The following is a 15,039-nucleotide window of genomic DNA, read 5'->3' on the forward strand; positions in this document are numbered from 1 at the left end:
CGAACCGCGCGGCCCCATCGAGACCGAAGCAGCCCGCCGCCTCGCCGACGACCTCAAGAACCAGTAATCATCCGATTACCCAACACTTTCTGAGGGCGGCTTGGAGCTGAGGGCGGGTATCAGCCGCTCGGCGGTCCGGACCTCCTACGCGGTGAGCCTGGTTTTCTCAGGGAGGTGGTCGACCTCGCGGCGCGGGTCGCGGACCTCGTCGGCGAAGCGTGCATGGTGCGCGGTTCCAGCAGCTCGTTGTCCGAGCGCACGGCGGTGAGGTACCCCTTGCCGCGCATCGCGAACATGGCCGGCCCGGCTTTGCCGACGTCCGGGTACCTCGCGGCGTTCATCCGTGCTCCGATGAGCCCCACTCCCGTAGGTCCGCGCTCGGTCTCACCGACCACTGCCCGCGCGGTAGGCCGTTACGGCGGCCGGCAGGACGGCTTCGACCCCGACCACAGGCGCCTGCTCGATCAACTTGTCCACCGTCAGCAGCACATCACCCTCCCGGACGAACGCCCTCTCGGTGACCCACGGCTGCGCGTCGTCCGAGGCAGTGACGGTGATCCGCAGCACCAGGCCCTCGTCCGCAGGCACGCCTGGATCCTTCGCCGACACGGTGTTGTGCGTCGCGGGGCCGTCCAGCGGAAGCACATCGGAGTAGGAAGCGCAGCGCTGCGCCGCGCCGCGGATGGCCGTCATGACGGCGGCAGCCTGGCCGGGCCCGTACCGGTCGAGTGTCTCCTCGCCGTACCAGCCGTCGGCGAGGCCGTCGGCGCCGGTGGGCGGCCGCTCCAGGCCGGCCGAGACCTCCTCCAAGGGCTGGGTGTGGGTAGCCAGGAAGCTGTCCGTCACCAGGTCCGAGCACGGCATCGACATCAGCGGGGCACGAGGAGCCGGGGAGCCGGGCACGCCGGGCAGCAGCTCGAAGCCAGGCGGGAGCTGAGCGGACGTCAGCAGACCGGTGGCCAGTCGCAGTGCCACGGGCCCGGTAGAGGCTGGAGCCCCAGCCCCCGGTCGCCCGTCGGTACAGCCCGCCAGCCCCAACCCCACGGCGACCCCCGCAACCAGCGCTACAGCACGCACACGCACCGGACAACCCCCTCCGCAGTCCCAAGAACGCGCGCATCCTCTCATGCACCGGTGCGGCTCCGGACCGGAGATGAAGCAGCACCGCGAGACCACCAGAATGCGGCGCCGCCGACCCAGCCGCCGCAGACCGACTCCGCGTCAGCGCGTGGGTGGCCGGGGCTGATCCTCCGACCTCGGGGATGGGTGGCGCGGCTCTGCGTCACCGCCTATCCCCGTCGAACCGAAGCGTTGGCGACTACCAGTACAGGGTGTAGTGCTGCGTAGTGTAGATCACCAGACAGGCTGTCCATACGATGCTGAGGCCGACGGCGGCCAGGGCCTCCCCTGGTCGCAGGTGGCCGTCGCGGTCCTCCTTCGACTTGGATGCGAAGGCGTTGGCGAGAAGGACGAGTCCGAGCGCTCCGCTCGCTCCGAGCGAGGTGCTGAGTCCGACCACCGCGAGGCCGTTGATGGACTGGCTGCCATGGTCGGGGGCGGTCAAGACCGTAGCAGTGGTCATGCCGACGCCGACCAGGAGCAGAAGGACTCCGCTGTACACGAGTCGCCAGTAGGGGAACCAAGGGCCCGGTTCACGACTGGTGATGACTGCGGTGGCGCCGGCACGGGCGAGGACGCTCTGGGCGGCAACGGCGGTGGCCTTGTCGACCTTGCGAAGCACGATGCGGTGGCGTGCGTTGCTGTCGCGGTCAGCGATCTGCCAGGCCTCCTTGAAGGGGAGGCCGGCTACGTTGCTGACGGCCTTGACGACTGCGCTGCGGTCGCGGCCGATCCGGGTGAGGACAACGTAGTGGTTGGCGTTCTCGGGCTGCGGAGTGGGCGGGCGAGGTGTCGTGGGTGTCGGAGCCGCGGCGGGCGACTTCGCGGTAGCAGGCCTTTTCGTTGCGGCGGGTGTCGTCATGGCGAGTGCCTCGGCCACGGTGGGGCGGGCCTTCGCTTCCTTGCGTAGCAACGCGGTGATGAGGGGGTTCAAGTGGCCGGCATGGGTGGGTGGCGGGGGCTCGTACGCGGCGACGGCGCGTAGTGTTCCGGTGAGGGTGTCGCGCTGGAACGGGGAGTCCCCGCCTTCGGTGGCCCGGTAGAGGCTGACGCCGAGGGAGAACAGGTCACTGGCCTCGTTGCCCTGCTCACCGTCGGCGCGCTCGGGGGCGATGTAGGCCATCGATCCGATGATGCCGCCGTCCCGGGTGAGTTTGGTGTCGGCGTTGTTGATCGCGATGCCGAAGTCGGTGAGCAGGATGCCGCCGTCGTCGGCGAGCATGATGTTCGCGGGCTTCACGTCTCGGTGGATGATCCCCGCATCGTGGGCCGCTCTCAGCGCTCCGAGCACGGCCCTGGCGATCTTTGCGGCTTCGTCGACGGGCAGGCGTCCCCGGGTGAGGCGCTCCTCCAGGGTCGTGCCGTTGACCAGCCGCATCACGGTCCAGGGGATCCCGTTCTCGATGACGACGTCAAAGACGGCGACGACGTTGGGGTGGTCCCTCAGCCTGGCGCCGTGGCGGGACTCGCGCTCGGCCCGCAGGAGGAGTTCCTGCCAGTACTGGTCGGATATGCCGGGAGGCCGGAAGACTTCCTTGACAGCGACATCGACGTCCAACTGCTGGTCGCGGGCTTTCCAGACCCGTCCCATCCCACCTGCGCCAAGGAGGGAGAGTAACTGGTAGCGGCCCCCTATCAAGCGCCGCGGTGCGGTCTCCGAGTCCAATGAGTTCCCCCTGGGCTTGATTGACATGGCGTCACCCAATGGCCCGGAGTGTAACGGGGATGCCGATAGCAGCCGAGGGCTCGGTCGGAGCCGAGTGTCTGCCCGCCCTGACAGCTTCTGCCCGGTTGACTCGCAGCAGCCAGAGCGTCGTCCGCGATCTCGACATCCTGGTCCCCGTTCCCGTTCCCGCGGCTGCCTGCCGAGGTCCCGTCCCGAGCCGGCTCAGGCATCGCTCTTCGGCGGTGCCTGCTGCTGTTGGCCGCTGGTGAAGTCCCAGTCCGGGGGCCGGTGGAGCGTCGAACGAAGTCCCGCAGCTCCACCAGGGTGCGGACCGTCGCAATCTTCTCAGTGCGCTGCCACGTCGTGACCTCGTCCGCGGTCAGGTCGGTCAGCACATGCACCGCCGGCTCGATCTTCGTCGAAGCGTGGGAGGGGTTTAGGCCGAGCGCAGAGCATGAGGGGCCCGCGAGCGAGGTTCGCCGACTTCTGCAGGAGAATCGGGCGATTCTCGCGTCTGAGCTGAATGAGGCGATCCTGGCTTTTTCAAAGCTTCCTGGCAGTGTCCTCTGGGAGGGCCTCCTTCCTGTGTGACGGGTGGGGTGGCCCGGGGTTCGCGCCTGCGGGAGACCGCGGAGAGGGAGGTCTGCTGGCCGAGGCCATGTACTGCCCGCAGGGTGTTTCGCTGCCTGATCCGTGGGGCGGGCACCTCCGTCCGCCGCAGGCCGCCGGAATCGGGGACTGCCTGCTCGATCGTCGGTTGCTGGCTCCGTGCCCTGTTCTACGAGGCGGCGCGGCGGGGTCGCCCGGCTTATTCGAGGGCGTGCTGGAGCTGGTCGCGGGTCATGGTGGAGCGGCGGGGGATGTCGAGGTCGGTGGCGCGCTGGTAGAGCTCGGCCTTGGTGAGCTGGGAAAGCTGCCTGACCTCCTGCGCGGTGAGGTTCGTCTTCTCAGGGAGGTTGTCGACCTCGCGACGCGGATCGCGGACCTCGTCGGCGAAGTGCATGGTGCGCAGCTCCAGCAGCCCGTTGTCCGAGCGCACCGCGGTCAGGTACTCCTTGCCACGCATCGCGAACATCGCCAGCCCCACCTTGCCGACGTGCTCCAGGCCTCGACCAGCAGCGCGTACACCTTCTGGTCCTCCATGCCGCGCGGGCCGAGGTAGTAGGTGCGGTCGAAGAAGATCGGGTCGACCTCGTCCAGGTCGACGAACCCGGCGATGTCGATCGTTCGGCTTCTGCCCGGCGACGTCTGCTCCAGCTCGTCGGGCTCGACGGTCACGTACTCGCCGTCGGTGACCTCGTAACCCTTCACGATGTCCGCGAACTCGACCTCCTTGCCGGTGCGCTCCTTGACCTGCTTGTCGCGCACCCGGTCGGAGGTGCCGCGCTGCAGCTGATGGAAGCGCACGTCGTGGGACTGCGTCGCAGTTGTCTGAACCACGCACGCCGCATAGCTCTTGGGACGGCTCTCAGCGCTGCCAGAGGAAGGCGGCCTGGCGGCAGGGTTGACAGTTGAAGAGGTAACCGCGGCCCCCGCCGCCGAAGTTCGCGGAGGTGGCGAAGTCGTGACCCTCCTCCAGCTCGGCCGTGAACGTCATGCGGGTGGCGCACGACGGACACTCGGGGGTCTCGTCACCCTGGATCCAGTCAGGCTCCCCGCCCACCCGTCCGAGGACCGGCTCCTCCGTGGGTTCGTCAGCGGGATGGAGGCGCAGAGCGGTGACCGCGCCCAAGAGCGTCTCGCCGTCGGCCGGGACAGCGGCCGGGGTGAGCTCACCGGAGAACAGGTAGGCGCGGTTGGCGCCGGAAGTGGCGTCCCAGTCGTCGCACATCCCAGGATCGTTCTGGCAGAAGAACACCGCGACCACGCCGATATCGAGGGGGAGATGGGCGAGGAACTGCATGGCCCCTCCGCACTCGTGGCACGTCGGCCAGACGAATTCACCCGGGACCAGTGGGACTCCGCCGGTGCGCGGCGTGGGTGCGTCGGCTGTGGTCTCGCCGTCGTAGATCAGAAGCATGGCCAAAGCCTAAGGTCAGCCTTTGGGGCCAGGGATGGGGTCGGGTTTTCAGTGCGGGCGGTGATCTGGCCGAACGTCGGCATGCCGATACTGACGGCCGTCGATCGACGGGCCGCTTCGGAGTCGAGCTGAGCCAGTTTGTCCTGGGCGCTGACCAGGCTGACCTGCAGGTCCTCGACCTCGCCGAGCCGGCCTTCGTGTTCGGTCTCGGCGATACGGGCGATGAGGTTGTCGCGGGTGTTGACCAGCCGTTCCCGTTGGTCGGTGTCGGGCCGGAGGAGTGAGCACCTGACACAGGCTTCTCTGAACGACGAGGTGAGGGGCCAGCCGAGGTTCGGTCGTCGGTCAGGGTGCCGCACTGGGCTCGCGGCAATCCGTTCGCGTGGCCCTTGCCCGGCCGCGTACGGTCTGCGCATGACGAGGACCACGCCGGCCAGGCCGGTGCCCGTGGAGGTCGTGTTCCCGGAGCTGGCCCCCTATCGGGCCCGGACGACCCGGTTGCACCCGAGACCGGGGCGGCCCGGCATGCATGACAGCCACGTCGGCGGGCCGATGCTGTGGCCGGACGGCGAATCATGGCCGCTCTGCCACGAGCCGCACCAGCGCGAGACCGAGGGGTACGCGCCGGAGGAGATCCGCAGTGCCCGGGCCGCTGGCGTCTGGCCGCCGAGCCGGCCATGGAGTGCCGAACAGGACGGTCCGGTGCCTTTCGTGGGGCTGGCCCAGTTCTTCCGCCGTGACATCCCCGGCCTTGCCTACGGGCCCGGCGGTGCAGACCTGGTGCAGCTCTTCCGGTGCCCCTTCACCCACGGCCCGTACCTGGAGCGTCGGTACCGACTGCGGTGGCGGCAGGCCGAGCAGACCGAGGACGCGGAACGCTTCCTTGCCGCTCCGCCCGAAGTGCCCCTGCTTCGATGGGAGGACGAACTCCCCGAGCCATGTGTCCTGCACCCGGAAGAGGTGGACACCTATCCCTGGGCGGAGGACGACACACTGCCCGCCTCGCTGATCGCGCGAATCGACGCGTGGGACGACGCCCAGGAAACGGAACACGGCCCCGATGCGCCCAGCTACCAGTACGACCTGTCGATCCCTCCCGGCTGGCGCGTCGGCGGCTACCCCAGCTGGGCGTCGACTGGCCCGATGACCGTCGACTGCGCGTCCTGCGCAACCCCCATGCGGCTGCTGCTGACGGCGGAGGGCCACGAGACGGACGCGGGCTCGCACAGCTGGGTGCCTGTGGAGGACCGAGATCCAACCCTGAGGGGGAAGGCGTCGATCCGGGGTGGCCAATCCGTTGCCCAACCCACCCGGCTCCGCTTCGGCCGGGACCGGGACCTGCACGTCTTCACCTGCCCGGCCGACCCCGGCCACTCGCCCCAATGGGTGCTCTCGTAGGGGCGATTCACGGCAAGGACCAGGGACGCCTATCTCGATGCCCTGTCCGGTCGACGCAGACGCCGTCACCTCTCACGGCTCCCTCCGGAACTTCGGGACCGGGAGGTCGACCAACGCCGGGACCGTGCGCCTCGTGATCTGCGCGAGTTTGTCCTCGGCACCGACCGGGAGCGCCCGTCGCCGGGGTGCCGGACGGCTCGCGGGCGGCCGGCGAGCGCAGGTCGGCGCCTGGGAGCGCCGCCTCGCCCGCCAGCAGCGGTGTTCGCTCGCCCGGGCCAGCGTGCCGTCCTGTCGGCGGGCCGGGTCTGCCGGGCGGGCGCAGACTTGGTGTGTGCCCGCAGACCTGCCGACGCGTCACGACCGCGTCCTCCTCAGGGCCGTAGCGGCGATGGCCGCCACGGCCGGTGCCCGAGGGGCCTGTGTCGTGCTCGACCAGGGCCGCCTGTTCACTCCCGCGCCGTGGCCCCGCTCGGGTGTCCCGCGCCGCGGAGTGCCTGGACGGTGTCACCGCAACGCGCTGCGCATCGCCCGGCTCCTGCCCGGCGCCTACGTCGAGGGATACGCGCTGGCCGGTGACGGCATGGTGCGCGCGCACGCGTGGTGTTCGACCGCCGATGGCACTGTGCTCGATCCCGCACGGCCCCGACCACCCGGCGCTCGCCTACCTGGGGGTGCCCATGACGTGCGACGTCGTCCACGTGGTCCAGCAGTGCACCTTCACCAAGACGTTCTTCCGGGGACTCCTGGACCCGGCCGTGCAGGCCCGCGACGTCGAACGCATCTTCCGCCACCCGTGCGCCGCGGGGCCCCAGCCCCGGGGCGCGCCTCGGTGCCATAGGCGACTCCCACCGTCCGCTGGAGGGGCCGTCAGGTCCCGCTTCCCGGCGATCCTTCCGCTGGCCCCGGTCGCGGTGGCGCCATAGGCGACCCCAGCCACCACCACGCGGCGAGGTTCCCCCGGTACCGCGAGCTGCCTGTTCCGGCTGCGGCTGATGCACCCGGAGATCACGATCGTCTGGGTCGACTTCGCCTGCGCCGGGCAGCTGATCGGCTGGGCGAAGAAGTACTTGAACCTCGCGGTCAAGACGGTCAGCCGGCCCAAGGACGCAAAGGGGCTCGTGGTCCTGTCCCGACGCTGGGTGGTCGAGCGTAGTCACGCCGGGGTGATGCACGCGCGCTGGCATGCCCGGGACTCCGAACGCCTCGTCCAGCGAGCCAGGACCCGAGGGACACTCCGCCCTCCTTGTGGGTGCGCGGCACCCAGACGTGCCCCTCACGCTCGACGAAGGCCGCGAGCGCCGCCAGGCCCTGGGCGAACCGGTCGGCGCGCGACACCTTCGGACCCAACCCCACGGAGACCACCTCAACGCTCTCCTCCCCGCCGGGGCCGGTCACCACGATCTCCAGCGGCTCCTTGTAGGGTCGGGGCACCTTGGTGTGGCCCTCGCGCTCGACGAAGGCGGCGAGGGCGGCCAGGCCCTGCTGGAAGCGGTCCTCCCTCGACACCTTTGGCTTCGCGTCGGCGGCGGTCTTGGCGGCCACCAGCTCGCGGTCGGCCTCGATGCCGAGCGCCGCCAGCAGGTCCCGCTGGTCCGCCTCCAAGCCGGGCCAGCCAGCCTGCTGTGCCGGTCGGGCATCGCTCGATCCGTCCGTCGAGTGGCCGTCACAGAGTCGGCCCCTCGACGGAGGCAATCAGAGGATCGGCTCGCAGCCGATCGCCTTGCCGCCAGCGGTGAGGAACTGCTTCCAGGCCTCGTCGGTGTCGGGGAAGAGCCCCTGGAGGTTGTCGGTGTCCATCCGGAAGTAGGTGGGTTTGTCGTGGCAGGTCGCCACGACCTCCTGCTTCGGGATGGGGGAGCCTGCCCAGCGGGACCGGCCGAATGCGGGTGTGGCGTCCTTCTCGTTCAACGGCCCCCGAACCCTGGGCTCGGTCCCGATACTGAAGGACCAGGCGGTGGGGTTCTGGCCGGTGGCGATCCGGCACACCCACACCGGGTCGAACGCGGTGGTCACGCTCTCCCGGTAGCCCTTGCTGCTGGCGCTGGCCGCGGTGAACCCGGGCAGGCCACAGACCGAGGCGTTGTTCAGGTCGTGCTCCTGACCAGCCTGTGACAGTTCGTGCGGTCCGGAAAGTGGCGTCTTCCCGCACCCCTTGCCCGCCGCGACGCCGTTCGCCGCCGAAACGGCGAAACGGGCGAGGTTCTCCGCGCCGGGTCCGTCATCGCCGTTCGACTTGACCTCCACTCGAAGGCCGTTGCCGCACTCTCCGGGCAGCAGCGCCCACGCCCAGTCGCTGCGGGCCGCTCCGCTCGCGCCGCCGTTCGCCGAGGCGGCGAACAGCTGGCTGTTCGAGTTGGCCGGGTAGGGGGCGAGGTCGTCGGCCTGGAGGACCTGCACGAAGACGGACCGGCTGTTGCCGAAGAGTCCGTAGCTCACCTCCGCCGTGCAGAACGCTCCGCCGCTCGGCGACTGCCAGACACCGTTCTTCTTGCTGCTGACCTTGCCCGTCCCGAGCGCGTCGTTCAGTGCGGCCGCGCTCACCGCGCCGTCGCACACGGCGTCCGGCCCGAAGGCGTTGCTCAGGTTGTTGGCGAGGAACGCCCCCACCCCGGCCACGACCGCCGTCACCGTCACCGCGCCGACCACCGCCCGCACCCGCAACGGCCAGGTGGTGAACCCGCGCCGGTCGAGGGCGGCATCGACCTCGGAGATCTTGGACTGTCGTTCCGGCATCGGATCATCCCTTCCCGAAGGCGGCGTTGTGGGCCTGGACGATCGATGTGTAGTAGTGAACGTTGGCCGAGTCGGTCAGCTGGCCGAGCAGGATGTCCCGACCCGGCACGCCGAACTGATCGGCCTTCGCCTTGAGCATGACCTGCATCTGCGACTGTCCCGTCGTGTACAGGCTGCTGAGGTCGCCCTGCGCCTTGGTGTCGATCGCCGCGTTGACCTTGTTCGCCCAGTCAGACGTGGCGACGTCGACGTAGCGTTGGGCGATGTCCCCCACCGGCAGCCAGTCCTTGCCCGGAATCATGTTCGCGAGCGTGCCGATGTAGTGGTAGTCCATCTTGGCTTTCCAGTTGACCTTGAACTGCTCATCGGACTTGTGGTCCGTGATCGTGTCCGCCTGAACGGCGTCGAGCGCGCCCAAGGCCTTGCCGGCCTCGTTGACGAATCCCTCGAACTTCGGGTCCGGGCGCCCGTTGACGTCCCTGAACGCCTCGGGGCCGAACTCGGCCATCCGCCGGGCCACCTCCTGTGTCTGGGCCAGGTGGATCAGGGAGTACGCCTCAGGGTCTTCGGCGGTGCCCCGGATCACCCGGAGGAGCTGCTCGCGGGTGGCGTTCAATCCGCCGGGTTCGGAGGGGCCGGGAAGGTCCTTGCTGAGGATGTCATGGGTGTCTGCCACGTAATCGGCGACCATGTCGGCCATCGGACGGCGAAGAGCGACGGCGAGGTTGTTCTGGTCGCCCGCCTTGTCGCCGCCGAGCGTCGAGAGCGCGGTGTCCATGATCCGGTTCATCGTCGCGTCGTGCGGTCGTATGGGCGGCTGCGAGCTGTTGGGGTCGCGGCCGGTCGCGCCAGCTTCCAGGACCTGACCGAACATCCCGTGAGAGCTGTTGCGCAGCTCGTCGGGGGACAACTTGCCCTCCAGGTCCTGGTTGGGCCACGAGCGGTCCTTGAGTAGGTAGGTGAGGTTCTTGTTGCGGCTCGGGTCGAGGAATTCCTCGGCCGCCGCCGGGTCGCTCCTCATCTGCTTCATCAGGGGGCCCAGCGGATCGCCTGCACCGGCCCTGAGGGACCAGTTCGGACCCCAGAGGTCTTCGCCCTTGGTCTTGCTGTTCCGCTCGTAGTCGACCAGGTCGTTTCCGGCCTTGAGGAGGAACGCCTTGTCGAAGTTCCCGCCCGCGCCCATCAGCGAGGTGAGCGCCGGGTAGTTGTCGTTCCAGCCTGCCGCCGAGTCTCCGGGCCGGCGTGCGGCCTTCAGGAGGCCGTCCTCCCAGTCTTTGCCCATCCCGCCGTCGCGGGTGGCCGTGGCCAGGGCGACGGACAGGCTGCTGTAGACGTCCTGGTAGCCCTTGGCGTTGTGATTGCCGTGGGCCAGGTCGCCGTAGACCTTGGAGTACTCCAGCAGAGCGTCCGGGCCGGTCTTGCCACCGCAGTTGAGGCCGTTGAGCAGCGTGGTGGAGAAGTCCTTGTTCTCCGCGTTGGCGGCCAGGAGGGCCTGCAACTGCTTGAGCTGGTCATCGGAGAGGCTGCCGGCCTTGGACAATAGGTCCTTGGCCTGGTTGGCGTCAGCGATCGGGCCGGCGCCGTACGGCTTCGGGTTGAATGAGGTGGTGCTGGTGCCGATGTCGCTCTGGAGAGCGGCGGCGGCCGTCTGATCGGCGGCGGTGGCCCGGCCGACGGCCTTGCCGAGGCGAGTGGCGATCGCGTCGGCCTTGGCCCGCATCTCGGTGTCGTACTTCTTGGCGGCCTCGACCCCGTCGGGGTCGTTCCGCGAGCCGGCCAGCGGGGGCCAGCAGACCTCGCCGTCGGGGGTGACGGTCAGCTCCTCGGTCCTCGCGTCGTAGACCGCGGTGAGGAGGTCGTTGTGGGCCGCGCGGAACTCCTCGGCGGCGGCGGTGATGATCGCGGCGAGGGCGGTCGCGACTGCCGACGCCTGCTCGAAGTCGGCGCCCACCCCCTCCAACGCCGAGCTTGCATTGGCCGCCGCCACGCCCTTCCAACCGGCCCGCTGCGCCGTGCTGGTGAGGTCCTTGCGGACCCGGCCGTCCAGGGTGGTGAGGGTCTTGGCGACGCCGGACCAGGCTTCGGACGCCTCCGTGACGGCGTCCGGACGGGCTTCGTATAACTGCTTGAAGGACACCATGTGCCCGCTTCCCCTTAGTGAACTGCCGTGCCGAACAGCTGGGCGTTCTTGTCCTCGTTGGCCGTGTACGTCCGCTGAGTGGTGTCGAGGTTGGTGGCGATCCCGTCGATCCGGTCGTGCAGGGCTGTGCACTGCTTCAGCCACCGTTCGGTGCAGCTGGTGAGTGCGCTGCTGAAGGCGAAACCGCGGGTACCCGCCGACGCGGTGCTCACGTGGTCACTGAGGCTCAGCGTGAGGGGCCCGCTGTCGCCGTTGGCCTGGTTGAGGTCGGTGGCGATCTGCCGGGCTATCCCGGTCGAGGCGGCGAGTTCGTGCGGGGTGTCCAGTTGAGTGGTCGCCATGCCGGGGGGAGCGGCGTTCCAGGGCGCTGTGTCGCCGCTCTTGGCGGGGTTGGCGTACGGCGAGGTGCTGGGCGGCGTGCCGGGTGTCGATGCCGCTGCCGGGGTGACCGGGCCGGTGGTGAAGTCGGGTTTACCCATGGGTGTAGTTCTCCCTCCCTCTGTGTGGGGGCAGTTTGCTCTGCGACACGCTGACCGTGTCGTGCCCCACTGTCGGTGTACTGACGCACGCTCCGCAGCAGCGGTTGCACGTGGAGTGGGGGAGACCCGGGTTGTCGGCCCGCTGCTGAGCGTCCGGGCACGCCCGCCCACCCTGAACAGCGAGCGGGCGCCAGACCGGGGCTTCCGGGCCGCGCTGCACCAGGTCCTGGATCCGGGCGGCGCCGGCCAGGACGGCGGTTCAGCATTTTTCGTTCGAGTAGTTCGCCAGGTCGTTGATTATCCAGTGGCCGTCCACGCGTTCCGCGACGTAGCGGCCGACGGAGGGGGCGTTGCCGGGGTATTTGACCTCGCCCGTGAACTTCGGCCCGGGGCAGGACCGGCCTCGGCCGCCGACAGGGCCGGTCTATCGGTCGGGGAGAGCGGCACCGGCAGCACGGGATTGCAGTGTCCCGGCCGGGCAAGGGGGGATCGGCCGCGTCGGGGATGGTGACGGTTCGCCGGGCGCGCGGACTGCTGCCGAGGCGCCCTGTGCGGTGCGCGCCGCGGGCCATGGGATGCGGCACGTACCGCGGTTGCGATCCTGCCAGGACCCCGAGGCGGTCCGTCCTGTGGGGCCGGTCTCTTGCGGCGGGGCGGTGGCCGGACGGCTGCTCCGGGCTTGTGCGTTGGGTGTGGCTGTTCGCGCTCGGCCTGGGGGTCCCGGCCGGAGGTGTCATGGGGCGCGGACGGCGCGCGCCGCACGGGACTTGGGTCTGTCGGTGCTGCCCGCGGCGTCCGGGCGGGACCGGCCCGGCCGCGTGGGGGTGCGCTCCGGCCAGCCGAGGGCTTGCGGGGCCGCTTGCTGCTTCGCGAAGCTCTGTCCGGCGGCCGGGTCGCTCCGGTCGCCGGGGTGTGACCTGCCAGGCCCGGACTCGACAACAAGGGCCGTTGCAAGCGGTATGCCCTATCGGTCTGGACCGACACAGGGCTGTCGCGGGAGCAGGCGAGGGTCATGTCCGCGCACGCGTTACCCGCCCTGTCCCGGCCGGCGGCACGGTCAGGCCGCGCACCCGGCGGGACCGCACAGAGAGGGACGCGGGCTGTCGTTGTCGGTGGTGGCTGGCACTGTGGTCCGCGTGATCAACGATCTTGAAAGTGTCGACTGGTCGTCGATGAGCCATGCGTACGGGTCGGCCCACGAGGTTCCGGTGTGGCTGCGGGCGATGGCATCGGCCGACGCCGGGACCCGGGAGAAGGCGTTCGGCGACTACTACAGCGCGGCCCACCACCAAGGGGACGTGTACCCGTGCACCGCGGCGAGCCTGCCGTTCCTGTTCGCCCTGGCCGACGACACGGCAACCCCCGACCGCGGCGCGGTCGTTCACCTGCTGCTCAGCATCGGGCGCGAGGCCGTCGACTGCGGCGACGACATCATCGTCGCGCCGGACGGCAGCGAGTCGACGGCCGCCGCGGACAGCGTGGCCATGCTGCGCGAGCGCTCCGATGCCTTCCTCACCTACGCGCAGGACCCGGACCCGTGGGTCCGCCGGGCGGGCATCGAGGGCCTGGGCCTGTTCGTCGAGGACGCCGACCGGGCGTTCGGGGCGCTGCGCGAGCGGCTGCCGGCCGAGGCCGGGACCGTGGAACGGCTGCTCGTCGTCCACACAGCGGCGACCCTGGCGCTGCGGCTCCCCGCGGCGCGCACCGCCGCGACGGCCTGGCTCGCCGCCCTGGCCGACGACCCGACGACGGAACCCGACATCCGGCTCGCCGCCGTCGTCCACCACGCCCGCTGCGGGGAGGACCGCGACGACGCCGTGCCGACCGCGATCGCCCTGCTGCGCCGGCTCGCGACCGCACCGGAGCGCGGGAGCGAGGAGGCCGGATGCCGGGTAGGGAGCGACTCCGGAGCCTGCGCGTGCCGGAACGGGCGTGAGGGCGAGGGCGACGGCGAGGCCGACACGGGGACCGACGCCGACGCGGAGGCGGTCGCCCAGGACGGCGTTCCGCCGCAGGTCACCGCCGCGTTCGAGGACCTCGACCGGCACGGGTGGCTGCACGCCCCCACCACGACCCTGCTGCGCACCTTCCACACCGTTCTGGACGCCCGGGTGCCCGAGCGCACGGCGCTGCTCACCGAACAACTCCGCAGCCCGGACCCCGCCGTCCGCTACGACGCGATCCGCATGGCCCAGGACCTCATCACCTCCTGGCGGGGCGAGCACACCGGCCTCGTCCTGCTCCTCGCCGACTGCCTGACGCCCGAGGACCCGTACACCGCCGCCGCAGCAGCCGAGAGCCTGCGGGCCCTGGGGCCCGTCGGCGAGCCCGCCCGCGAGGCGCTCGCCGCCCAGGTCGCCGCCAACCGCACCACCCACGGACCGAACGCCTGGGCCGCCACGAAGACACTTCCGCGACGCGCGCACCAGGAGGCCGTCATGGCCCTGGCCGCCCTCGGTGATCCCCGCGCCCTGCCCTGCCTGCTGACAGCGCTGGACGACGGCACCGACGCCTGGCGCGCGGTGCAGGTCGCCGGCCGGCTGCGCCCGGGAGCCGGTGAGCTGGTGCCGCGGCTGTCCCGGCACCTGGCCGCCGCCGACCTGTCGAATCCGTGGGCCGACATGGGTACAGGCGCCCTGATGTCCGCCTTGGCCGAACTGGGTGACGCGGCCGCCGTTCCCGCGCTCACCGATGCCGTCACCGCCGCCATCCGCCATGACCAGCCGCGCATCGGGGCCTCCGCGCTGAAGGCACTCGCCGCCTTCGGTACCGAGGCCGCGTCCGCCCTGGACGTGGTCCGCCCACTGGCCGACGCTGCGGACGTGAGCCTGCGCGCGGCCGCCGCGGCCGCGCTCTGGGCGCTCGAACGCGACCCGGCCGACGTTGTGCCCCGGCTGTGCGACCTGCTCGACACTCACGCGCACCACGACGCGGCCGACGTCCTCGGCCTGATCGGCCCGCCCGCCGCGGCCGCGCTGCCGCGCCTGCGCACGATGCTGACCGCCGGGTACGAGTGGACCCGCGTCCACGCCGCGCGCGCCCTGTGGGACATCGCCGGCGAGGCCGAGGCCGACGTCGTGGTCCGGACGTTGCTGGCAGCCTGGGCGAAGAACGACGCGACGTCCAACCACGTGCTGGCCTGCCTGGACCGGATGGGCCCGGCCGCCGCACCCGCCCTGCCCCGCATCCGGGCGGAACTGGCACAGGCCCGCCGCAGCGGCCGCTTCGGGCGCGTCGCCAACGACGAGGACCTGCAGCGCACCTGCCGTACCGTCCTGGCCCGTCTGTCCTGACTGAACCGAAGACACTTGTCCTGAACCGCGAGGACAACGGACTCCCGGCGGAGCAGGCACTTCGTGCCGGCTGGTCGGCGCGGGGGGGGGGGGGGCCGGGGGGGGCGCGCGCCGCCCCCCCCCCCCCCCCCCCCCCCCCCCCCCCCCCCCCCCCGCCCGCCCCCGCCGCGCCCCCCCCCCCCCCCCCCCCC

At 70.9% G+C, this 15,039-nt stretch carries 9 protein-coding genes and 2 pseudogenes; 3 read left to right on the forward strand and 8 right to left on the reverse strand.

Translation table 11 applies throughout. The annotated features are described in order from the left end of the window. Positions 1-384 precede the first annotated feature (384 nt). The 5 genes and pseudogenes from ACIRST_RS33430 to ACIRST_RS33450 all read right to left on the reverse strand — a co-directional run bounded on the left by ACIRST_RS33430 (position 385) and on the right by ACIRST_RS33450 (position 5,221). Positions 385-975, reverse strand: a complete 591-nt coding sequence (locus ACIRST_RS33430; RefSeq protein ID WP_402807081.1) for a hypothetical protein — start codon at positions 973-975, stop codon at positions 385-387. Between the two features lie 343 nt (positions 976-1,318). Beyond that, on the reverse strand, positions 1,319-2,812 hold the full coding sequence (locus tag ACIRST_RS33435; protein ID WP_402807083.1) for a ribosomal protein L7/L12: 1,494 nt from the start codon (positions 2,810-2,812) through the stop codon (positions 1,319-1,321). Positions 2,813-3,593: 781 nt separating this feature from the next. Next, a pseudogene (locus ACIRST_RS33440) lies at positions 3,594-4,225 on the reverse strand (Ku protein). A gap of 28 nt (positions 4,226-4,253) precedes the next feature. Further along, the gene (locus ACIRST_RS33445) at positions 4,254-4,688 is read right to left on the reverse strand and encodes a hypothetical protein (protein ID WP_402807086.1); all 435 of its coding nucleotides are present in this window, start codon (positions 4,686-4,688) and stop codon (positions 4,254-4,256) included. Between the two features lie 107 nt (positions 4,689-4,795). Next, a complete protein-coding gene (locus ACIRST_RS33450) occupies positions 4,796-5,221 on the reverse strand; it encodes a hypothetical protein (protein WP_402807089.1) in 426 nt (141 codons plus the stop codon). On the opposite strand from ACIRST_RS33450, the gene ACIRST_RS33455 reads away from it, so the two are divergent. Both ACIRST_RS33455 and ACIRST_RS33460 read left to right on the forward strand, forming a co-directional pair. Then, on the forward strand, positions 5,220-6,203 hold the full coding sequence (locus ACIRST_RS33455; RefSeq protein ID WP_402807092.1) for a hypothetical protein: 984 nt from the start codon (positions 5,220-5,222) through the stop codon (positions 6,201-6,203). The two genes, ACIRST_RS33450 and ACIRST_RS33455, sit on opposite strands and share 2 nt — an antisense overlap. A 974-nt stretch (positions 6,204-7,177) precedes the next feature. Beyond that, positions 7,178-7,420: pseudogene (locus tag ACIRST_RS33460) on the forward strand (IS5/IS1182 family transposase); the annotation flags it as partial. A gap of 475 nt (positions 7,421-7,895) precedes the next feature. Here the strand turns inward: ACIRST_RS33460 and ACIRST_RS33465 are convergent. From ACIRST_RS33465 to ACIRST_RS33475, 3 genes are read right to left on the reverse strand one after another with little or no spacing between them, the layout of a single operon-like run. Next, positions 7,896-8,936, reverse strand: a complete 1,041-nt coding sequence (locus tag ACIRST_RS33465) for a hypothetical protein (protein WP_402807095.1) — start codon at positions 8,934-8,936, stop codon at positions 7,896-7,898. A gap of 4 nt (positions 8,937-8,940) precedes the next feature. Beyond that, on the reverse strand, positions 8,941-11,076 hold the full coding sequence (locus tag ACIRST_RS33470) for a hypothetical protein (RefSeq protein ID WP_402807098.1): 2,136 nt from the start codon (positions 11,074-11,076) through the stop codon (positions 8,941-8,943). A gap of 14 nt (positions 11,077-11,090) precedes the next feature. Beyond that, positions 11,091-11,555 carry a hypothetical protein gene (locus tag ACIRST_RS33475; protein ID WP_402807101.1) on the reverse strand — a complete coding sequence of 155 codons (465 nt, stop codon included), beginning with the start codon at positions 11,553-11,555 and terminating at the stop codon, positions 11,091-11,093. Positions 11,556-12,691: 1,136 nt separating this feature from the next. Between ACIRST_RS33475 and ACIRST_RS33480 the strand changes: the two genes are divergently transcribed. Beyond that, the gene (locus ACIRST_RS33480) at positions 12,692-14,848 is read left to right on the forward strand and encodes a HEAT repeat domain-containing protein (RefSeq protein ID WP_402807104.1); all 2,157 of its coding nucleotides are present in this window, start codon (positions 12,692-12,694) and stop codon (positions 14,846-14,848) included. The last annotated feature ends 191 nt before the right edge of the window (positions 14,849-15,039 follow it).

Source organism: Kitasatospora sp. NPDC101447 (genome assembly GCF_044767225.1).
Classification (GTDB): domain Bacteria; phylum Actinomycetota; class Actinomycetes; order Streptomycetales; family Streptomycetaceae; genus Kitasatospora.